Source organism: Nocardia sp. NPDC056000 (assembly GCF_042269265.1).
Classification (GTDB): domain Bacteria; phylum Actinomycetota; class Actinomycetes; order Mycobacteriales; family Mycobacteriaceae; genus Nocardia.
In genome coordinates, this window is sequence record NZ_JBHJXS010000003.1 from 180,900 (window position 1) to 201,692 (window position 20,793).

The 20,793-nt window shown below is 66.8% G+C and carries 20 protein-coding genes; 11 read left to right on the forward strand and 9 right to left on the reverse strand.

All coding sequences use genetic code 11. The features are described from left to right. Positions 1–6: 6 nt before the first annotated feature. Positions 7–1,266, reverse strand: coding sequence for a hypothetical protein (locus tag ACFC4D_RS09500; RefSeq protein WP_376062370.1), 1,260 nt, complete (start codon positions 1,264–1,266; stop codon positions 7–9). A 78-nt stretch (positions 1,267–1,344) separates the two neighbouring features. Further along, the gene (locus ACFC4D_RS09505) at positions 1,345–1,983 is read right to left on the reverse strand and encodes an SRPBCC family protein (RefSeq protein ID WP_376062371.1); all 639 of its coding nucleotides are present in this window, start codon (positions 1,981–1,983) and stop codon (positions 1,345–1,347) included. 156 nt (positions 1,984–2,139) lie between these two features. On the opposite strand from ACFC4D_RS09505, the gene ACFC4D_RS09510 reads away from it, so the two are divergent. Both ACFC4D_RS09510 and ACFC4D_RS09515 read left to right on the forward strand, forming a co-directional pair. After that, positions 2,140–2,784, forward strand: a complete 645-nt coding sequence (locus ACFC4D_RS09510; RefSeq protein ID WP_376062372.1) for a TetR/AcrR family transcriptional regulator — start codon at positions 2,140–2,142, stop codon at positions 2,782–2,784. Between the two features lie 26 nt (positions 2,785–2,810). Beyond that, positions 2,811–3,617: a maleylpyruvate isomerase N-terminal domain-containing protein gene (locus tag ACFC4D_RS09515; RefSeq protein WP_376062373.1), complete on the forward strand. Its 807-nt coding sequence runs from the start codon at positions 2,811–2,813 to the stop codon at positions 3,615–3,617. A gap of 6 nt (positions 3,618–3,623) precedes the next feature. On the opposite strand, the gene ACFC4D_RS09520 is transcribed toward ACFC4D_RS09515, so the two are convergent. Continuing rightward, positions 3,624–4,031, reverse strand: coding sequence for a nitroreductase family deazaflavin-dependent oxidoreductase (locus ACFC4D_RS09520; protein WP_375953173.1), 408 nt, complete (start codon positions 4,029–4,031; stop codon positions 3,624–3,626). A gap of 273 nt (positions 4,032–4,304) precedes the next feature. On the opposite strand from ACFC4D_RS09520, the gene ACFC4D_RS09525 reads away from it, so the two are divergent. After that, complete coding sequence (locus tag ACFC4D_RS09525) at positions 4,305–5,732, forward strand: amino acid permease (protein WP_375953171.1); 1,428 nt, start codon at positions 4,305–4,307, stop codon at positions 5,730–5,732. On the opposite strand, the gene ACFC4D_RS09530 is transcribed toward ACFC4D_RS09525, so the two are convergent. From ACFC4D_RS09530 to ACFC4D_RS09545, 4 genes are all read right to left on the reverse strand, one after another. Continuing rightward, positions 5,641–6,630 carry a DMT family transporter gene (locus tag ACFC4D_RS09530; RefSeq protein ID WP_376062374.1) on the reverse strand — a complete coding sequence of 330 codons (990 nt, stop codon included), beginning with the start codon at positions 6,628–6,630 and terminating at the stop codon, positions 5,641–5,643. The two genes, ACFC4D_RS09525 and ACFC4D_RS09530, sit on opposite strands and share 92 nt — an antisense overlap. A gap of 159 nt (positions 6,631–6,789) precedes the next feature. Continuing rightward, on the reverse strand, positions 6,790–7,458 hold the full coding sequence (locus ACFC4D_RS09535) for a hypothetical protein (RefSeq protein ID WP_376062375.1): 669 nt from the start codon (positions 7,456–7,458) through the stop codon (positions 6,790–6,792). A gap of 56 nt (positions 7,459–7,514) precedes the next feature. Then, entirely contained in the window at positions 7,515–8,552 is a 1,038-nt protein-coding gene (locus tag ACFC4D_RS09540) for a cupin domain-containing protein (RefSeq protein WP_376062376.1), read from the reverse strand. 60 nt (positions 8,553–8,612) lie between these two features. Beyond that, positions 8,613–9,911: a hypothetical protein gene (locus tag ACFC4D_RS09545; RefSeq protein WP_376062377.1), complete on the reverse strand. Its 1,299-nt coding sequence runs from the start codon at positions 9,909–9,911 to the stop codon at positions 8,613–8,615. Between the two features lie 65 nt (positions 9,912–9,976). Between ACFC4D_RS09545 and ACFC4D_RS09550 the strand changes: the two genes are divergently transcribed. Continuing rightward, a complete protein-coding gene (locus tag ACFC4D_RS09550; RefSeq protein WP_376062378.1) occupies positions 9,977–10,519 on the forward strand; it encodes a helix-turn-helix domain-containing protein in 543 nt (180 codons plus the stop codon). Between the two features lie 3 nt (positions 10,520–10,522). On the opposite strand, the gene ACFC4D_RS09555 is transcribed toward ACFC4D_RS09550, so the two are convergent. Then, entirely contained in the window at positions 10,523–12,202 is a 1,680-nt protein-coding gene (locus tag ACFC4D_RS09555; RefSeq protein ID WP_376062379.1) for a bifunctional metallophosphatase/5'-nucleotidase, read from the reverse strand. A gap of 76 nt (positions 12,203–12,278) precedes the next feature. Beyond that, positions 12,279–13,787 (reverse strand): PucR family transcriptional regulator, encoded by a 1,509-nt coding sequence (locus tag ACFC4D_RS09560; protein ID WP_376062380.1) that lies wholly within the window; start codon positions 13,785–13,787, stop codon positions 12,279–12,281. 162 nt (positions 13,788–13,949) lie between these two features. Here ACFC4D_RS09560 and uraD point away from each other — a divergent pair, with 162 nt between their 5' ends. From uraD to ACFC4D_RS09595, 7 genes are read left to right on the forward strand one after another with little or no spacing between them, the layout of a single operon-like run. Then, on the forward strand, positions 13,950–14,486 hold the full coding sequence (gene uraD / locus ACFC4D_RS09565) for a 2-oxo-4-hydroxy-4-carboxy-5-ureidoimidazoline decarboxylase (RefSeq protein ID WP_376062381.1): 537 nt from the start codon (positions 13,950–13,952) through the stop codon (positions 14,484–14,486). Continuing rightward, the gene (uraH, locus tag ACFC4D_RS09570) at positions 14,483–14,782 is read left to right on the forward strand and encodes a hydroxyisourate hydrolase (protein ID WP_364635764.1); all 300 of its coding nucleotides are present in this window, start codon (positions 14,483–14,485) and stop codon (positions 14,780–14,782) included. The genes uraD and uraH overlap by 4 nt, the downstream gene beginning before the upstream one ends. A gap of 2 nt (positions 14,783–14,784) precedes the next feature. Then, complete coding sequence (pucL, locus tag ACFC4D_RS09575; protein ID WP_364635760.1) at positions 14,785–15,657, forward strand: factor-independent urate hydroxylase; 873 nt, start codon at positions 14,785–14,787, stop codon at positions 15,655–15,657. Between the two features lie 16 nt (positions 15,658–15,673). Next, positions 15,674–16,546, forward strand: a complete 873-nt coding sequence (locus tag ACFC4D_RS09580; RefSeq protein ID WP_375953155.1) for an FAD binding domain-containing protein — start codon at positions 15,674–15,676, stop codon at positions 16,544–16,546. Continuing rightward, positions 16,546–17,019, forward strand: coding sequence for a (2Fe-2S)-binding protein (locus ACFC4D_RS09585; RefSeq protein WP_364635755.1), 474 nt, complete (start codon positions 16,546–16,548; stop codon positions 17,017–17,019). Before ACFC4D_RS09580 ends, ACFC4D_RS09585 begins: the two co-directional genes overlap by 1 nt. Next, positions 17,016–18,398, forward strand: coding sequence for an 8-oxoguanine deaminase (locus ACFC4D_RS09590; RefSeq protein WP_375953152.1), 1,383 nt, complete (start codon positions 17,016–17,018; stop codon positions 18,396–18,398). The genes ACFC4D_RS09585 and ACFC4D_RS09590 overlap by 4 nt, the downstream gene beginning before the upstream one ends. Further along, complete coding sequence (locus ACFC4D_RS09595) at positions 18,395–20,728, forward strand: xanthine dehydrogenase family protein molybdopterin-binding subunit (RefSeq protein ID WP_376062382.1); 2,334 nt, start codon at positions 18,395–18,397, stop codon at positions 20,726–20,728. The genes ACFC4D_RS09590 and ACFC4D_RS09595 overlap by 4 nt, the downstream gene beginning before the upstream one ends. Positions 20,729–20,793 lie beyond the last annotated feature (65 nt).

Consider the following 20,793-nt stretch of genomic DNA (forward strand, 5'->3'; position numbering starts at 1 on the left):
TCGGGATCAGTCGACCGGGCGCGGATTGGGCGGCCGCAGGGTCCAGCGGATGTGCGTGGTCTTCCACCGGTGCTCGGGTTCCTGTTTGACGCCCGGATCATTGTCCGGCGGTCCGAGGGGTATGCGGAGGTCGTCGATCGGCTGCGGTGCGCCAGCGGCGTTGGGACTGGCCTGATCGGCGGTGTGTTTGTGGATGATGTCGGCGGCTTCGCCTGTGGTGCCGAGGTTTTCGGTGGGCCGGTCGTTGTAGAAGTAGTCGTGGAAATCGGCGGGGACGGTCTTGCCGAGGATGCGCAGGGTGGCTTCCCAGCCGTGATCGGGACCGTTCCAGAGGTCGACGAGGGAGGTCGCCACCCGGCCCTCGACGGCATCGCCGAGATCCCAGCCGCGGGTATTCGCGTCATTGGTGAGATCGGCGGAAAAGCCCGAGCCCCAGACGAATCGGTAATCGCCGACGGCGTGCATGGCGACCGCGTCGGCGAACCCCTCGGTGAACGCGCACGAGGGTGAGGACGCGAGATTGATGTAGTGCGGACTGCAATTGGTGACATCGGCCCACCTGCGGTGCTGCCACAGCCATTGCAGGTTGTGGCCCGCCTCGTGCAGGGTCACATGCCTGGTGTTCGCATCGTCCTGAGTGAGATACACGAATCCGGCCGTGGTGAAGTAGGAACTGCCGGACTGCGCGGGCCAGACGAATGACATTGGTGTGCAGTGGGATTCGGGCAGCCAGCAGTCGCCGGCAGCGGCAGGGCGCTGCCACCACAGCAGATTGACGGAGTCGAGTACCTTCCACGCCCCGGCCATCTCGTCCGGAACGGCCACCGCGCCGAGATCACGAGAACCGGTGACGGCGGGGGCCGCGACGGTGAAGGTGTACGGCGCTTCGGTATCCCCGGCCTGCGGCAGCACCTGCCACAGCCCCGAACTCTCGGCGATGAACATCAGATACAGATCCGCCCCGGCCGCATGTTCGGCGCAGGCGTGGAAATTCCCGCTCCCGTCGGTCATATCGGCTGCCAGCGGCCGGTCGAACAGTCCGGGCCGGGGTGTGTCGTACAGCGCCCAATTGGCATTGCGAGCCGGGGAAGTCACCTCGGGCAATTCCGTTCCGGCTTCGGCATCCGGCCGGGTGTAACTGAGATTCCCGCTCAGACAGGCCGGTTCGCGCTGTGCGGCCGCGATACCGGGCCAGACGATCACCGTGGTCAACGCCGTCGCCGCGACGAAGGCCGCCCGCCAGGTCCCGCCGCCGCTTCGCGTCATGAATCGCAATGAAATCGGACAATTCAGATTCGCTCCGCATCGACACGCCGAAGCTGCCGAACTGCGCCCGGGCGGGTTTCAGGAGTGCGCCTCGGCGGCGGCCTCGAGGTCCTTCAGCCAGGCTTCCAGCCCCGCGCCGAGGAAGGCGGTGGAGGTGGCGACGTCGGCTTCGACCTGGGAGCCGCTCCAATTCTCCTCGGTGCGGACCAGGACGCTATCGCCCTGCTGGATGAAATTCCAGACGTGCACGCCATTGTCGATGCGCAGGCCGTCGCCGACCGCCGGACCGCTCCAGCGAATGCAGCTCTCGGGCTGGATCTGGTGCACGGTCGAGGTGATGACCAGGGTGGTGGCCGGTGTGGTGGCGGAGGCGGGAACCGGTGTGCGCCACTGGAATTGCGAGCCGTCCCGGAGTTGGCCCTGATCGAGGCGCTTATTGCTCTCGACCGGCTGCTGCCACGCCGGCCAGTTCTCGACATCGGTCTGCAGCTTCCAGATGGTGCTCAGGGGTGCCTTGATCAGGGCTTCGGTGCGGTACTTGATCTGGGCCTGCTCATCGATTCCCGCACCGCCGCAGCTCAATCCGGCCGGGGCCGCGGCGGAGGTGGCAGGGCTCGAGGTGCTGCTCGCGGCGTTGTCATCGGTGCCGCATGCGGTGACGGTCGCCAGGACGACGGCGGCCGCCAGGGGGATCAGGGTCAGGTTCCGGTGAGACATGGTCATGCTCCCTCGTGTTGTCTACTGCTACTTGATTTATTTAGAGGCTATAATTGAACGCATCGAGTGTCAATCGGGAATCTGAGCGCGAGTAAATATGCTGATAGGCTCTAACCGGGTCCCGGCATGGCGGGATCCGCGACGAAAGGGCTGATCGTGGCACCGAACCGGACGGGTTCCCGCGAGCGCTATCGGGCGCAGGTGCGCGAGGAGATCAAGGAGCACGCCCGCGAGCAGATCGCGACCGCGGGCGTCTCGGCGCTATCGCTGAACGCGATCGCCAAACGCGTGGGTATGAGCGGACCGGCGCTGTACTGGTATTTCGCCAGTCGCGACGACCTCATCACCGAACTCATCCGCGACGCCTACCGCAGTCTCGCCGACACCCTGCGCGCCGAATTCGATTCCGGCGCGGACATTTCCGCGATCGCGCACGCGACCCGGGCCTGGGCGCTCGCGGATCCGCAGCGCTACTTCCTGATCTACGGGACGCCGGTGCCCGGCTATCACGCGCCCGATGACACCACCGCCATCTCCTCGGAGATCATGGCGGTGCTGATCGAGGCATTCGCCGCGCAACCGTCCGATGCCGCGGCCACCCCGTTCGACGCCCACCTCGCGAACCATCGCGAGTGGGCGGCCGGACATGAGGTTCCGGTCGCGACCCTGCATCGCGCGGTGTCGTTCTGGACCCGCATGCACGGGGTGCTGTCCCTGGAATTGGCCGGTCATTTCGCCGGGATGGGCTTCGATCCGGCCCTGCTCTTCGAGGATGAACTGAACACCCTGCTGGCTCACTGACAGTTGGGCGTGGCAGTGTTGGCGGCGTGGTTACTTCGCGATTGAGCCGGGCCGATGCGCTGGCTGCGCTGCACGCCGAGCGGTCCGCCGTGCTCGAGTTCTATCGTGCGCTCGATGCCGGGGAGTGGGCCGCGCCCAGCGCGGCCGCCGGGTGGAATGTGCGAGATGTGCTGGTGCACATGACGGGTGCGGTGCGCGCGGCGATCACCCCGGCGGCGCTGCGTGCCATGACCACGGGGCAGATCGAGCGCGTCAACGACCGGGTGGTCGCCGAAAACGCCTCCGGCACACCGGAACAGGCGCTCGCGGACTTCGAGATCTGGAGTGCGCGCGGCATCACCGGCCTGACGGCGGCGACCGCGCCGGGTGTGGCCGGACTCCCGCTGCGCGTCGGTGAACTCGGCTGGTTTCCGCTACGGCTGTTCCCGGCGCTCTACGTCTTCGACTGGCACACCCATCTGCGGCATGACATCGCACCGGCGCTGGAACGTCCCGCGCCCGAGACGGACGCACGCCGCATGTCCGCCATTCTCGATTGGCTGCTCGCGCTCCTGGAACAATCGCATCGCGCACCGCTGCGATGGCTGGATGCGCCTGTCGCGCTGACCCTTTCGGGTCCGGGCGGCGGAACCTGGCGGATCGAGCCCGCGCCCCGGAACCGGCTGCGGGTCGCCCCCGGTGACGAGACCGGGACCGCCGCGCGCATTCACGCCGCCGCGCTGGAGTTCCCGCTGTGGAGCACCACGCGCCGCCCCTGGACCGAATGCGAGGTGAGCGTCGACGGCGACGCAGCGCTGGGCGCTCGATTCCTCGATTCGATCAATCTGGTGTGATCGGCGTCAGCCGACGGGGGAGAGCACCCCGTGCAGGGTCGGCGGCAATTGCGGGGAGTCGGCGGGGGCGATGCGCGGTTCGGTCATCCGGTAGCGCCTGCCCCGGTGGATGACATCGGCCGAGCCCGCGGCCTGGATATTGCGCACCCAGTCCGAATTCGCGCCGTAGTTCAGCGTTATCGCGAGCGCGCCGTGTTCGATGAGCGCCACGACCGGTGTGCGATAGGTCTTGCCGGAGCTGCGCCCGGTGTGCTCGACGATCGCGTAATTGGGCAGGTGCGGGGCCCATAGCCGCTGCACCGGATTCGTCACGTACTTGTTGAAGCGGGCGATTCTGCGCATGGTGTTCGGCCCCAGAAAAGCCGATATCCGCATGGCGACCGTGACCAGCGCGTTCCCGAACTTGCTCGGCATGTGTTCCCCCATCCAAAGCGCTTGTGCCCGAATGACTCTGCTCGGGCGGGACAGGGGTGTCAACAGCCGACCCCGAAGTTGGCGGCCGAACTCGCTGTACATCGGCCCTGAATCAGGTCCGTTATGGGCCGGTGGTGCGGTGCGGGTAGTTACCGGGCGATAACAGCGGCCGGATATCCGGACAAATGCCCGGGGTCCGTGATCGGATGGGTTGATCTCGGACGAGTCGGGCCTGCGCCGCGAAGTCGGTGCGGCGGGACGGAAGGACGCGGTATGTCCATTGCGGAATTGCGTAGTCAGATCGTGCGGCGCAAACCGATCGGTGAGGTCGAGGGCGAGACGGCCGATGATCAGCAGTTGGCGCGGCATCTGGGTTTGTGGCAGCTGACCGCCATCGGGGTGGGCGGGATCATCGGGGCCGGGATCTTCTCCCTCGCCGGGTCGGTGGCGAATAAGACGGCCGGACCCGCGGTGCTCATCTCATTCCTCATCGCGGGTGTGGCCAGTGCCTGTGCGGCGCTGTGTTACGCCGAATTCGCGGGCATGGTGCCCAAGGCGGGATCGGCGTACACCTACGGCTATGTGGCGCTGGGGGAGTTGGGCGGCTGGTTCATCGGCTGGGATCTGCTGCTGGAGTACACGGCCGTGGCGGCGGTGGTCGCCATCGGCGTCTCCGGATATTTCAACTTCCTGCTCGATCAGATCGGGATAACGCTGCCGGATTGGATGCTGGGCGCGGCGGGCACCGGTGAGGGTCATGTGATCGATGTGTTCGCGGTGCTGTTCTGCCTGGGCACGGCATACATGCTGACGCGTGGCATCAAGAGCGTCGGGCGCTTCGAAACTTTCTTCGTCGGCGTCAAGGTCGCGGTGGTGCTGTTGATCATCGGCCTGGGCGTATTCCATATCGACAGTTCGAATTACACGCCGTACTTCCCGTACGGTCATGCCGCGGTGTGGACGGGCGCGGCGACGGTGTTCTTCGCGGTCTTCGGCTATGACGCCATGAGCACCGCCGCCGAGGAGTCGCACGAGGCGAAAAAGCATCTGCCCAAGGCGATTCTGTATTCCTTGGCCATCGCCATGGTGCTGTACGTGCTGGCGACGCTGGTGTTGACCGGGATGCAGAAGTACACCGAGATCAACCCCACCAGCGGATTCTCCAGCGCCTTCAAATCCGTTGGGCTGCCGGGCATCGCGAATATCATCGCGGTCGGCGCGATCGTCGGCATCGCGACGGTGGTGCTCGCGTTCATGCTGGCCGTCACCCGCGTCTGGTACGCCATGAGCCGTGACGGCCTGCTGCCCGGCTGGTTCGCCAAAACCCATCCCACCCGCAAGGTGCCGACCCGGGTCACCTGGATCGTGGGTGTCGGGTCGGCGATCCTGGCGGGTGTGCTGCCGATCAATACCGTTGCGGAACTGACGAATATCGGCATTCTGATGGCCTTCATCGTGGTGAGCGTCGCGGTGATCGTGCTGCGCTACACCCGCCCCGAGGAGCCCCGGGAATTCCGGCTGCCGCTCATGCCGGTGGTCCCGGTGGTCGGCATCGGCTTCTCGATCTATCTGATCTGGTCGCTGCCGTGGGAGACCTGGCTGCGCTTCGCTATCTGGCTGGTCGTCGGCCTGATCGTGTATTTCGCCTATTCGCGAAAGCATTCCAAGCTGGAGCGGCCCGGACCGGTGACGGCAGCGTGAGGACCGCCAAACCCACTGCCAGCACGGCCATTCCGCACCAGGACGGCAGCGGCAGCCGCTCACCGACCACGGTGACACCGAGCACCGCGGCCACCGCCGGTTCGGCCAGGGTCAGCGTGGTCGTGGTCTCGACCCCGGTGTGCCGCAGGCCGTAGCCGAACAGTCGATAGGCGAGGAAACAGGTGAACACCGCGAGGTGCAGCGTGACCAGCGCACCGCGCGGTGTTGCCAGCCAATCGATTCCGGCGTGCAGCACCACCGGTGCGACCAGCACCGCGGCCACGCCGAACATGGTCCCCATGACCGCGTTCGAAGGATGCCCGCGCGCAATGAGTTTCGCGCCCGCCAGCGAGTAGACGGTGTAGGTGAACCCGGCGCAGGCCGCCAGCGCGATGCCGATCGGATCGATCGGCGTACCCGCACCGGTCAGTTCCGGCCCCAGCACCAGTACTGCACAACCGATTACGGCGAGCACGGTGGCGATGAGCCAGCGGCCCGAGGGCCTGCCCCGGCCGATGATCCAGGACGCCAGTCCGGCGAATACCGGTGCGCTCCCGAGCGCGGTCACCGTCGCCACCGCCACCCCGGTGCGAGCGACGGCGGGATAGAAGGTGACCGGATAGACCGCGACGGCGATCGCGCCGATGCCGAGCAATCCCCAGTCGAACCTGTTGTGCGGTAACCGATTACCTCGCGAGGTGAGCCACAGCAGCAGCCCGCCGAACAGCAGGCCCGCCGCTCCGACCGCGCCCGCGGGCACCCCGGCGGGCGCGAAGGACGCGGCGGTTCCGGTGCTACCCCACAGCACCGCCGCGAGCAGAATGGCCGCGGTTCCGGAACCGCTGGATCGCCGTATCGGCCGCGAGGCGGACAGGCGGGTGGACAAATCTTCTGACATGGTCGTGTACTCCGTCATCGAATGCGGTGAGCAAGGATTCGAAAACGGGCGCACGACAATCCGGGCTGCCCGAGGGGGTCAGCCGGAGCGTGCGGCGAAAGTCAGCCGGTGCGCCCGCTCAGCGCGGCGGCGGCGGAGTGACGCGATGCCAGTAGGTGCTCACCCGGCGATGGTATCCCCGATCCCGGGGGCCGGGTCGAGCGGTTCGGGCCGATGCAGCACGCGGGTGGCGTAGGCGGCCAAGCCGACACAGGCGAGTGCGGCCAGAATCAGCAGTTGCAAGGTGAGCGGCACCTTGTAGTTGAAGCGTGTCCACGCGGTGATCTCGCTGCTCGGCGCGCTCGGCGCGTGTGCCTGACCGTAGGTGGCCTGGGCGACGGCCCGCAGTTCGTTGGTGCTGACATCGGGACCGCAGCCGTGTGCCTGCCAGTCCGCGCCCATGGCGTGCGGTGTCGCGGCGAGCAGAACGCTCGGGCGGCCGATGGTGAATCCGGCGGCGCAGTCATTGCCGGAACTGGTGGCCACGGTCGTGGTCGAACCCACCTCACCGTGGAAGACCTCGGTCACCTGGAATTCGTACAGATCCGAATCGCGGCCGTGCAGCACGCTGGTCGGGGTGCCGATGAATACCCCGGGCGCGGCGGTGACGGCCGCGTTGGGATCGACGATCGCGCAGGAACAGGCGGTCTGCGGTGCTCCCTGTAGGAAATATCCGACCACCGCGAGCAGCGCGAGCACCAGACCCGCGAACGCGGCCCGGCGCATGAGTCGCCAAAGGCGCTGAGAACGAACATATTTCGGATCCGGCGGACCGTGGCTTGTGCTCACGCCGCAGACGGTAGCAGCGTGCGCGGTCCGGCGCGCCGGGTGTCGTATGGGCGATCCTAGGGTGCGAGCGGATTGTTCCTGGTGACGATGAGCGGATCTTCCGGGGTGAACGGGAAGTCGGGCAGGTCCGCCAATGCCACCCCGAAGGTGGCGGCCAGCACCTTGCGCGAATAGGCGCTCATCGAGGCGCGATATCCGATATCCCCGGGTGTGGGCTGGTCGAAGAAGATGAGCAGCTGGATATCGGGCGATTCCATGACCTCGATGTGATGCGGGTAGGCGCGCGGCACGAAGTACACCTCGCCCGGACCGACCACATAGGTGTCGAGGCGGCCGTCCGGATCCATGATGGTCATGCGCGCCGACCCCCGATGCACATAGCCCATTTCGGCGGTGACCGGATGCCAATGTGGTTCGCGCATACCGTCTTCGCGAATGCGCAGCGAGTACATGGAGATGTCGTGCAGTGCGGGCCAGAATTGCTGCCGGGCGGTGCGCGCGGATCCGACCGGCGAATCCACCGGCGCGGCCATGGCCTCGACGGCGAAATGGTGCGGATCCCCGAAATGCGCGCGGGCCGGAATCTCCGGATCGCCTTCGCGGGCGACCAGCAGTTTCGCCGTGGTGTCCCGCCGAATCCGGGCGAAGTCCGAGGCGGGCAGGTCATAGGTATTGCCCAGCACCGAATCGGTCATGGCACCCAGGGCGGCGCTGAAGCCGAAATCCTCGGGCCGTTCATGCCGGAAGGCGACGATGAATTCCGCCTCGGTCTCGCCGATGTTCTCTACGTGGTGCAGCGCCCCGGATTCGATATGGAACATCTCGCCCGCCCCGACCAGGAACGAGGAGAATTCGCTGCCGTTATCGAGCACGGACACCAGCGCCTGCCCTGCGGTGCAGTAGGTCAGTTCGGTGGCATTGGCATGCCAGTGCGGTTCGCGAATCGCACCCGGTGCGAGGGTGAGCCGTTTGATCGACAGCCCGGACAGAATGGGGAAGTTATCCGCGGTGAGCCTGGTGATGGACCCGAGGTCACTGCGATGGATCTCTTCGCCGTGCAGCAGCGAAGCGGTATGGATCGATGGATGTGCCAAAGCTCCTCCTTGATCGACGCTCCTATTCGATCATGCTCCGCGGCTCCGGCGGGCTGTCCGTCAGCGCCCGAATTTCCGTGCCAGCCGAGCCAGTGGGCCCGGGCAGCGGCCCCCGTTGAGCCAGTCGGCGATATCGGCGACGACGGCGGCGTCGAGGTGGTTCGGAACCTGATAGCCCGCGGGGCTGGAGGGGCCGGTCCCGGGAAAGAACATGTGATCGTCGGCGTCATAGATCTTGATGTGTACGTCGGCGCGTTCGGCCAGCCTGGACCGCCAGCCGCTCAGATCATCCTCGACCGTGACCTGATAATCGCGCCCGCCCTGTACGACCAGCACCGGTTTACCCAGCGCCGCAGCGGTTTCGACGGGGTCGTAATCGCGCAGATCGAGCCAGTACGCGGCGGGCCACCCGAACAACAGCTCCGAGGTCGCCGTCGTGGGGGACAGCAGCGGACTCTCGACCGCCGCGGCCTGGCGGCCGATCGACTCGACGGTGGCGGTGGTGTGCGGCCCGGGATCCAGTGCCGCAAGATAATTCGCCACCCGGACGGCGGCGCGCGGCAGCGCAACCGTATCTCCCGCCATTACCACCACCCCGGCGATGGACGGCTCCGCCGCCGCGACCCGGGGTGCGGCCTTCCCGCCACCGCTGTGCCCCACCACGAATACCCGCTCCGAGTCCACCCTCGAATGCTGTTGCAGCGCACGCACCGCCGCGATGGTTGTGGGCAGATACTCCGCCACCATGCTGAACTCGGGTTCGCCCGCCACCTCCCCGTGCACGTAGTTCACCTTGTCGAACCGCAGCACCGCGATCCCGCGACTGGCCAATCCCCAGGCCAGATCCTTGAACGGCTTATTCGGCCCGACCGTCTGATCGCGGTCGGTCGGCCCCGAAGCCAGTAGCACAGCCCCTGGAAACGGTCCTTTCCCGCGCGGCAGCGTCAGCGTCCCCGGTACGGCCGTTACCCCGTCGCCCACCGTAATCTCGTGCTCGGCAAAGCGTTTGGGTGTCGCATAGTCGGGCGGTGTCCAGCTGCCCGCCGGTGGCGCGAGCCGAAATCCGTGCAGTTGCCCCGCACCGTCCACCGAGACGATCAGCGTCAGCCCGCCCCGTTCACACTCGACGGGCACGCTCACCCGAACCAGTTCGGCGTCAATGGATTCGGTGCCGGGTGCCCCGATCTCGCGTACCGCGCCGATCCTGGCGATCTCGGTATTCCAGCCCACCCGAACCGTTTCACCCGAGACGACCGCTCGTAGTCGCGGTGCGAAGAGTTCTTCGATCGCGCTGAAGTGTTCCGCCCGTGCGAGTTCGGCCACCGTGGTGGCGATCGCCGCCGGATCTGTCCCTGCCATTGTTGCCGCCCTAACGACCATTCTCATGTTTTGAGAACAATAGCAGGATGTGAGAACGTTGCGAAGTGGAATCCTTCGAGCTGCTGGCCCATCCGGTGCGATTGCGCATGGTGCACGCCATGCGCGGGGGCCGCGTCCTGACCACCGCCGAACTGTGCGCCCGACTGCCCGACGTCTCGAAGGCGACCGCCTACCGGCATGTCGAACTGCTGGCGAACGCCGGGGTGTTGGAGGTCGCCGGGGAGCGGCGGGTGCGCGGCGCGGTCGAACGCCGCTATCGGCTGCGGCCGGAACGGGCGGTCATCGACCAGACTGCCGAGCTGACGATCGAGGATCAGCGCGGTATCTTCGCCACCGCCATGGCGGTGCTCATGGCCGAGTTCAATACCTACCTCGATCGTGAGAACGCGGACCCGGCAACCGATCTCGTCGGTTTCCGGCAGCACGCGCTATGGCTCGACCCCACCGAACTGCTCGAGCTGATCGATGAGCTGCGGCGCGTCATCGGGCCCCGGCTGGGCTATGAACCAACACCCGAGCGCGGCCAATATCTGCTCAGCCCAATTCTTTTCCCGATAGAGGAACGGTCCGAGCCCGATCCGGAATGACCGTCAGCGGCGTTCGATGCGAGAGGGTGCGGGGGTCACCGCACCGTGTGCACGCAGGTAGGACTCGAAGGCGTCGAGATCGATGGGGCCCACCTGGAGGCCGGTGGCTCGGGTGAAGGTGGTGAAGCCGTCGCCGCCGGAGGCCAGGAAGTTGTTCGTCGAGATGCGGTAGGAGGCAACGGGGTTGAGTGGTTGCCCGGCGATCCGGACGGAGTCGGCGACGACGCGGTGCCCCTTGGGCGCGGCGTCGGAGTAGGCGTAGGTCAGGCCCGCTATGGACAGCACGGCGGGTTTGCTGACGTTATCCCACTGCTGTTCGAGCAGTTCGATGATCTGCTGACCGGTCAGGCTGACGGTGACGACCTGGTTGCCGAAGGGCTGGACCGTGTAGGCGCGTTCGTAGGTGATCGGACCGGAGGGCAGGCCCGCGCGCACGCCGCCCGGATTCATCACGGCGGCAACGGCTCCGGCGGGGGCCGCGCCCTCGAGCATGGTGTCGGCCAGCAGATCACCGAGGGGGGAGTCACCCGCCGGGGCCGGATCGGCGGCCAATGCGGCCGTGGCGGTGCCGATTACGCGTTCGGCGAGCGGTTTGGCCTGTGCCGCGAAGAAATCGACCAGCCGCGTCGCGGCCGGATCCGGTGTGATGTCGCGGATGACAACACGATTGACGGCCTTGGCGTCGACCGTGCCGTCGTGGAACCGCAGCGTGATATCGGTGATCAGGCGGCCGTAGGAGTACGCCTGGGTGACCACCTTGCCGTTGATGGTGCAGTTGTACGGCTGATGCGTGTGGGCGGTGAGCATTACCTTGACCGCGGCATCGGTGCGGGTGGCCAGATCGGTGACGGCCGGGGTGATATCGGCGCACCCGTTGTAGTCCAAGGGCGCGCCCTTGGTGCGCTGCGCGCCGCCGTCATGCAGCAGCGCCACGATGGTTTCCGCACCCGCGGCCTTCATCTCCGGTACGTATTTGTTGATGGCATCGGCCTCGTTGCCGAAGGTGTAGCCGCGAATACCTTCGGGCAGAACGATATTCGCGGTATCGGCGGTGACGGTGCCGACCACGCCGATCTTGTGCCCGCCCAACTCCAGCATGGTCCAGGGCCGCAATCCGTTCGGCAGCTTGCCATTCGCATCGGTGACATTGGCGGCCAGATAGGCGAACTTCGCCCCGGTGAACGCATCGCCGGGCACGCAGCCGTCCAGGGCACAACCGCCCTGTTGCAACCGCGCCAATTCGACGACACCGTGGTCGAATTCGTGATTGCCGACCGAGGACGCGGACACCCCGATCGCATTCATGAAGTCGATGGTCGGCTCATCGTGGAAGAGCGCGGAGATGAGCGGACTGGCCCCGACATTGTCACCGGCGGCGAGGATGGCACTGGCCGGATACGCCGCCTTCAATTTCGCCAGATGCGCCGCCAGATAGGCCGCGCCACCCGCCTGCACGCTGCCGACCTGCCCGTTGCTCCCCGTCGGCGGTTGCAGATTGCCGTGCAGGTCGTTGAACCCGAACAGATGCACCTCACCGGGCTGTGCGGCGGGCAGATCCGCGGTCGAAACCACCTGCGCCACACCGGAGCCGGTGGGCGCGGGGGTATCGCCGCCGCTGCCGCATCCGGCCACCAGCAGCACGCTGAACAGGACCGCGCAGAGTCCACGGGTGCGTCGAGTCATGAACCCGACTGTGTCAGACGCGGTTGGCACCCGCACTACGGCCGGGTGAATTCGCCGGTGAACCTGGCGGGGCCGGTCAGCGCAGCGCCAGTGCCAGGAAGAAGTCGACCCGATCCTCGAGCCGGGACAGATCGCGATCGGTGAGCTCCTCGATCCGCTGGACGCGATAGCGCAGCGTATTCACGTGCACGTGCAGCAGTTCGGCGCATTTGGACCAGGAGCCCGAGACCTGCAGGAAGGTCTCCAGGGTGTGCACCAGATCGGCCCGATTGTCCCGGTCGTAGACCGCGAGCGGATCCAGCAGCCGCACCCGGAACATGCGCCGCACCTCATCGGGCACGCTGGCCAGCAGCAGCATATGGGTGGCGAGTTCGTCATGGCGCACCACGCTGGTGGGCTGATTGCGCTCGGCGGCCATGCGCCGGGCATAGCGGGCCTCTTCGACTGCGCCGCGCAGACTTTCACCGTCCACGCCGCCGCTGATGCCGACGGCCAGGCGGCTGCCCTGCAGGCCGGGTTCGAGCGCCTCCACGGCCCGCTGAATGCGATCGTCGAGATTGTCGTCATCGCCGATCGGCACCAGCGCGATGGCCTCACCGTCGATCACACCCGCGGCCGGGCTTCTGCCGTACAGGATTTCGCGCAACAGCGACCGTAATTCCCTGGGCCGCACCGCACCCGAATCCGCGGTGGCGGCCACCGCGAGATAGCGCTCGGACAGCGCCAGTCCGGTGAGTTCGAGCCGGGACACGATCTCGGCCGGTTTCGCGTCCGAGACCACCAGTTCGATGAGCTCCTGGGCCAGCCGCCCCTCCGCGTTCTGCCGATCGTCTTGTCGGACACGCTCGAGCGCGACGACTGCGGCGAGTTCGCCGATGATGGCGCGGTGCTCCTCCGGCCAGTCCTTGTAGTCGCTCTCGAACACCATGAACCAGTCCGCGACCCGCGAGGTGCCGTCCGCGTCCACCGCGAAAAGCGAGAACAAGCTACCGTCCAGCGAACTAGTCGCCGGTAGTCGCTGGGCCGCGAGGCACGCGGCCTGGACCTGCGCCGACAGCGGCTGCTGCGGTCCGGCCACCACCCGCCCGGTGGAGGACACCACCCAGCACGGCGTGCCCAGATTGCGGTGGATGAGTTCGAGCACCGAATCGAGCCCGCCGCCGGAGACGAGCTGGCGATGCCGGTCCAGAATCGCGGCGAGATCGGCCGCGCGCCCGGTCGACAGATTGCGATTGACCTGTTCGGTGACGGTCGCGAAGGCGATGTGCTCGGGCACCCGGAACAGCGGAACCCGATGGCGGCGGCACGCTTCCACCAGATCCGCGGGTGGTTCGCCGTATTTGGCGTCGCCCGCCGCCACCGCCGCGACCTTGGCCCGGGCCAGTGCGGCGATGAACGCCTCGGTATCGCCGGGATCGCGCCGGAATTGCAGTCCGGTCAGGACCAGTTCCCCGCCGGAGAGGTACCGGCTAGGGTCGAGCATGTCTGTAGTAACCACCCAGCGAACGAACCTTTCGAGTTCGTCTTCCCCGGTGACGAGTTCCAGACCGGCTTCGGTGAGGGCGAGCAGAGAACGCAACCGCATGATTGCCCACGCTAACAGCCAATGACCTCCGGGTTACCGGCTTGGATGTATCTACAAAACCCGTGTTGTGAACTGGACCACAGATTCGGAGGTCTCGTCCCTGCCGCCGGCGCCGCCCGAGGGTTGTACTTACCGGGCAAGTCGCCAATGGATGGAGGTCGGATGTCGGGTCGCCTGGAATGGCTCGGGTCGCTGCCCCTGGAAGAGGCCGAGGCCCAGCTGCTCAGCTGCTGCGCCTCGCGGGAATGGGCTCGGAAGATGGTGGTCGGACGGCCGTACATCGATGAGTCCAGCCTCATGCAGGCCGCGCTCTGGGGCCTGGACGCCCTCGACTGGACGGATATCGAGGAAGCCCTCGGGGCGCACCCCCGCATCGGCGAGCGCGCGGAAACCCCACGCGCCGAAGGTGTTTCAGGGGAGGTCGCACAGCGTGAGGCGCGGTGGTCGCAGGATGAACAGTCCGGTGCGGCCGTCGCCTCCGACCAGGTGCGCGCTCTGCTCGCGGATCGGAATGTGGCCTACGAGAACCACTTCGGTCATGTCTTCCTGATTCGCGCCACCGGCCGCACCGCCGAGGAGATGCTCGCGGAGCTGGAGCGCCGGCTGGGCAATTCGGTCGAGGCCGAACGCGCGGTGGTGCGAGCGGAATTGGCCGCCATCACCCGGCTGCGGTTGCGCAAGCTGCTGGGGTTGATATGAGTCTCTCCACTCATGTGCTGAACGCGGCCACCGGTCGCCCCGCGGACGGCGTGTCGGTTCGGCTGGAAGCCGCCGACGGCACGCTGCTCGCGCAAGGGAAAACCGACGCCGACGGCCGCATCAAGGATCTGCCCGCCCCGGAACCCGGGGTGCACCGGCTCATCTTCGACACCGGCGACCTGAGCCCGTTCTATCCCGAGGTGACCATCGCGTTCACCGTCACCGATCCGGCGCAGCACTATCACGTGCCGCTGCTGCTGAGCCCCTATTCCTTCTCCACGTATCGAGGTAGCTGACAATGTCGATCAAGCTCGGTCCCAACCGCTATGGCAAGGCGGAGACCCGCGTCGTCCGGGTCGAAAAGAACGGGACCAAACACCAGATCCGCGATCTCAATGTCAGCGTCGCGCTGTCGGGCGATATGGAGCAGGTGCACCTGACCGGCGACAACGCCACCGTGCTGCCCACCGATACGCAGAAGAACACGGTGTTCGCCTTCGCCAAACAGCACGGCATCGCCTCCCCGGAGGATTTCGGCCTGAAACTGGCCCGGCACTTCGTCGATTCGCAGCCCTCCATCGAGCACTCCCGGGTGGAGCTCGAGGAATACGAATGGGAGCGAAATGTGGTGGGGCTCAACAGCCATCCGCACTCGTTCGTGCGCTCGGGCCGCGAAACCCGCACCGCGCTGGTGCATTACGACGGTCGCCGGGCCTGGGTGGTGAGCGGTCTGAAGGATCTGACCGTCCTGAACACCACCAAATCCGAATTCCACGGCTTCATCAAGGATCGCTACACCACGCTGCGCGAGACCCGCGAGCGCGTGCTGGCCACCGAGGTGAACGCGCAGTGGCGGCACAGCGGTGAGAACGTCGAATGGGATAAGTCCTACGAGGTCGTGAAGCGTTGTCTGCTCCAGGCTTTCGCGGACACCCACAGCCTGTCGCTGCAGCAGACCCTGTTCGAGATGGGGGAGCGTGTGCTCGAGACCTGCCCCGATATCGCCGAGGTCAAGCTGGTGCTGCCCAACAAGCATCACTTCGAGGTCGACCTGTCGCCGTTCGGCCTGGTCAATGACAACGAGGTGTACTGGGCCGCCGATCGCCCGTACGGGCTCATCGAGGGCACCGTGGTGCGCGAAGTGCCTCCCGCCGGACCGGCCTGGTCCTGAATCCCGGAGTAACGCAATGGATTTCCTACGACCCGAGAGCTGGGCGGACGCACTCGCGCTCCGCGCCGAGCGCCCCGACGCCGTGCCGATTCAGGGCGGCACCGATGTGATGGTCGAATTGAACTTCGACCGCCATCGCCCGGGCGCACTGCTCGATCTGAACCCGTGCCGCGAACTCTTCGATTACGAGGAGACCGGCGACGCCCGGCTGCGCATCGGTTCCGGTGTGCCGTACGAGCGCATCATCCGCCGTCTCGGCGATCGCCTGCCCGGTTTGGCGCAGGCTTCGCGCACCGTCGGCTCCCCGCAGATTCGCAATCGCGGCACCGTGGGCGGCAATCTCGGCGGCGCCTCACCCGCCGGTGACGCGCATCCGGCCCTGCTGGCCGCGAACGCGACCGTCGAGGTGGAGTCCGCCGCGCGCGGCACCCGCATGATCCCGATCGACGATTTCTACGTCTGGGTCAAGAAGAACGCGCTCGAGCCCGATGAGCTGATTCGCGCCGTCTGGCTGCGGCCCGCCACCGGCCCGCAGTACTTCACCAAGGTCGGCACCCGCAATGCCATGGTCATCGCGGTCTGCTCCTTCGGCATCGCCCTGCATCCGGACACCCGGACCGTCGGCACCGGTATCGGCTCGGCCGGGCCGACCCCGCTGCGGGCGCATGACGCCCAGGATTTCCTTGCGGCACAACTGCCTTGGGAGAACCCGCGCCCGCTGAGCGACAGCCTGCTGCGCGAGTTCGGCACCCTGGTGGCCGCCGCCGCCAAACCCATCGACGATGTGCGCGGCACCGCGGACTACCGCAAGCACGCGCTTTCTGTCATGGCCCGTCGCAGCCTCGGCTGGGCCTGGAACGACTACACAGCGGAGAGGAGGGCCGCCTGATGCGCGTGAGTTTCACCGTCAATGGCACCCCGGAGAACGTCGACGACGTCTGGGAGGGGGAGAGCCTGCTGTACCTGCTGCGTGAGCGGGCCGGGCTCCCCGGTTCCAAGAATGCCTGCGAACAGGGCGAATGCGGTTCCTGCACGGTCTATTTGGATGGCACGCCGGTCTGTTCGTGTCTGGTGGCCGCCGGTCAGGTGCACGGGCGCTCGGTGCGCACCGTGGAGGGTCTGGCCGAGGGCGATCGCCTCGATCCCATGCAGCAGGCGTTCGTCGAGGCGGGCGCGGTGCAATGCGGTTTCTGCACACCGGGTCTCATCGTGCAGGCGCACGATCTGATCGAGCGCAATCCGGATCCCTCCGATGTGGAGATCCGTGAGGCGCTGGCCGGAAACCTGTGCCGCTGCACCGGATACGAGAAGATCCTGGACGCCGTGCGCCTGGCGGCACAGCGAAAGGCGGTCGCCCAGTGACCACTACGAACTTTTCCCTACCCAATGCGGGCAAGATCGTCATCGAGAATGCCTACATCGCACCGGTCGTCGGTGATGAGATCGAATCCGGATACCTCGTCATCGACAATGGCCGCATCGAAGCCCTCGGCGCCGGACCGGCGCCGACGGTGGTGGGCGCCGAACGCGTCTCCGGCACCGGCTGCCTGGTAACCCCGGGCCTGGTGAACACCCACCACCACCTCTACCAGTGGGCCACCCAGGGCCTGTTCCAGGATTCGACGCTGTTCGAATGGCTCACCGGGCTGTACCGCACCTGGGCGGGTATGGACGCCGATGTCGTATACGGCGCCGCCACAGCCGGTTTGGGCTGGCTGGCGCTGACCGGCTGCACCACCTCGAGCGATCACCACTACGTATTCCCCAAGGGCCGCGGCGATCTGTTCGAAGCCGAGGTCATGGCGGCCCGCGAGATCGGCCTTCGCTTCCACCCCTGCCGCGGTTCCATGGATCGCGGGCAGTCCCAGGGCGGACTGCCGCCGGACGAGGTGGTCGAGAACCGCGAAGAGATCCTGCTGAACACCGCGGAGATCATCGATCGCTATCACGACGCCTCCTTCGATTCCATGCTGCGCGTGGCCGTCGCGCCCTGCTCGCCGTTCTCGGTGAGCGAGGGCCTGATGATCGACGCGGCCGAGCTGGCCCGGGCCAAGGGCGTACGCCTGCACACCCATCTGGCCGAAACCCTTGACGAGGAAGAACACTGCGTCGAGCAGATGGGGTGCACCCCCGTCGAATACATGGAGAAGCTGGGCTGGCTCGGCGATGACGTGTGGTTCGCACACGCCGTGCACCTGCACGATTCCGATATCCGCCGCTTCGCCGAAACCGGCACCGGTTCGGCACACTGCCCGAGCTCCAATGCCCGGCTCGGCGCGGGCATCGCCCGCGTCTCGGATCTGCTCGCCGCCGGCGCTCCGGTCGGCCTGGGCGTGGACGGCGCGGCCTCGAGCGAATTGACGTCCATGGCGGGCGAAATGCGCCAGGCCATGCTGTTCCAGCGCGCCGTGCACGGTCCCAAGGCCCTCACCGCCCGCCAGGCCCTGGAAATGGGCACCCTCGGCGGTGCTCGGAACCTGGGCCGCCAGAACGAGATCGGCAGCCTCGAACCCGGCAAGCTCGCCGATATCGCCATGTGGCGCGTCGACGGTTTCCGCGCCGCGGTCGCGGATCCGGTGTGCGCCTTGGTCTTCGGCCCCACCCCGCCGCTGGCCCGGCTGCTCGTCGGCGGCCGCACCGTCGTGCAGAACGACGAACTGCGCACGCTGCCGCACGATCAGGTCGGCCGCGCGGGCGTGCTCGCCCGTAAGCGCCTGCTGCGTCAGGAGGGTGGCCGATGACCACCGCACGTACCACCCGGTTCCCGGGCGAGGTGGCGGCCCCCGGTCGCGGCGGCGTCGGCGACAGCCCGCTGCGACCGGACGGCACGCTGAAGGTCAAGGGCGAGTTCGCCTATGCCTCGGATCTGTGGATCGACGGCATGCTGTGGGGCGCGACCCTGCGCAGCCCGCATCCCCGGGCCATCATCAAGAGCATCAATATCGCCCCGGCGCTGGCTCTGACCGGTGTGCACGCCGTGCTCACCCATGAGGATGTGCCCGGCCGCAAGGTGTACGGCCTGGACCACACCTGGGATCAGCCGGTCCTGGCGATCGGCGAGGTGCGCCATCACGGTGAGCCCATCGCCCTGGTCGCGGCCGATCATCCCGAGATCGCCCGGCGCGCACTGGCTCTCATCGATATCGACTGGGAGGTGCTCGAGCCCATCACCGATCCGATGGCGGTGCTGTCGGCCCCGACCAAGCTCAAGGTGCAGGAGCGCGGCGGTATCGCCCGGCATCAGCCGGTGCGGGTCGGCGATATCACCGTGGGCCGGGCGCTGGCCGCGGTGGTGGTCGAGGAGGAGTTCGAGGTCGGCATTCAGGACCAGGCGTTCCTGGGACCCGAATCCGGCATGGTGATTCCGGCCGAGGACGGCGGACTCGACTTCTACGTCGCCACCCAGTGGATGCATAACGATCTCTCGCAGATCGGGCCGTGCCTGGGCCTGGCCGATGATCAGATCCGCATGACCATGGCCGGTATCGGCGGTGCGTTCGGCGGCCGCGAGGACCTGTCCATGCAGATCCACGCGGGCATGCTGGCCATGCACACCGGTAAGCCGATCAAGATGATGTACAACCGCGAGGAATCCTTCTTCGGTCACGTGCATCGCCATCCGGCGAAGATGCTCTACGAATTCGGGGCCACCGCCGCCGGAAAGCTCACCTACGCCAAGGTTCTCATCGTCCTGGACGGTGGCGCGTACACCTCCGCGACGCTGAACGTGACCGGCAATGCCTCATCGCTGGCTGTAGGACCATACGAAATCCCGCACATCGAGATCGACGCCTACGGGGTGTACACCAACAACCCGCCCTGCGGCGCCATGCGCGGCTTCGGCGCGGTGCAGGCGTGCTTCGCGCACGAGTCGATGATGGACAAGCTCGCCGAGGCCCTGGATATGGATCCGGTGCGGGTGCGCCAGCTCAATGTCGTCGCGCAGGGGTCGAAGCTGGCCACCGGTCAGATCGTGCACGCGCCCACGCCGCTGAAGGAAATGCTCACCACCCTGAGTGAGATGCCGCTCCCGGATGCCATGGACGCCAGCGATATTCGCAATCTTCCCGGCGGTGCGTCGCAGACCACTCACGGTGAGGGTGTGATGCGCGGGGTCGGTTACGGCGTCGGCATCAAGAACATCTGCTTCTCCGAGGGTTTCGACGATCTGTCCACCGCCCGGGTCCGACTGGAGGTCATCGGCGGCGAACCGGTCGCCATGGTGCACACCGCCGCGGCCGAGGTCGGCCAGGGTCTGGTCACCGTCGAAGCGCAGATCGCGCGCACCGAACTCGGCATCGAACGGGTGGTCATCCATCCGGCCGATAACGGAGTCGGCGATTCGGGCTCCTCCTCGGCGTCGCGGCAGACCTATATGACCGGCGGCGCGGTGAAGGCCGCGTGCGAAGCGGTGCGCCAGCGCGTACTCGCTCTCGCGCAGGGCAAGCACGGTGCGCATCGCGGTCTGCAACTCATCGGCGGCAAGGTCGTGGCGGGCACCGGTGAGGTGCTCTCGGCCATCGCCGATGTGCTCGGCGACGAAATCATCGAGGAGACAAGGGAATACCACCACAAGCCCACCACGGGCATGGATCCGGTGACCGGACAGGGCAATAGCCACACCCAGCTCGCGGTCTGCGTGCACCGGGCCGTGGTCGATGTCGATGTCGAACTCGGATTGGTGAAAGTCGTTGCCCTGGACGCGGTCCAGGACGTTGGCAAGATCATGAACCGCCTGTCCCTCGAGGGCCAGATCCACGGCGGATCGATTCAAGGACTGGGTCTGGCAGTGATGGAGGAAATCCAGGTAAGCAATGGCAAGGTGCGGAACCCGTCCTTCACGGACTATTTGATCCCCACCATTCTCGACACACCCCCGCAGCGGCTGGAAATTCTGGAGAATCCGGATCCGCACGCCCCCTACGGGTTACGCGGTGCGGGCGAACCGCCCACTCTCTCCTCGACACCCGCGATCGCCGCAGCCATTCGCGACGCCTGCCGCAAGCAGGGCGGTACCGGGCACATCACCCGCGTACCGGTACGACCGGAAGACATCATCCGGGGCAGTTGATCAACAGGGGCAGACCGGATCTCACCCGGTAGGGACTCCACAACGCAGCAACCGAATCCGCGGTC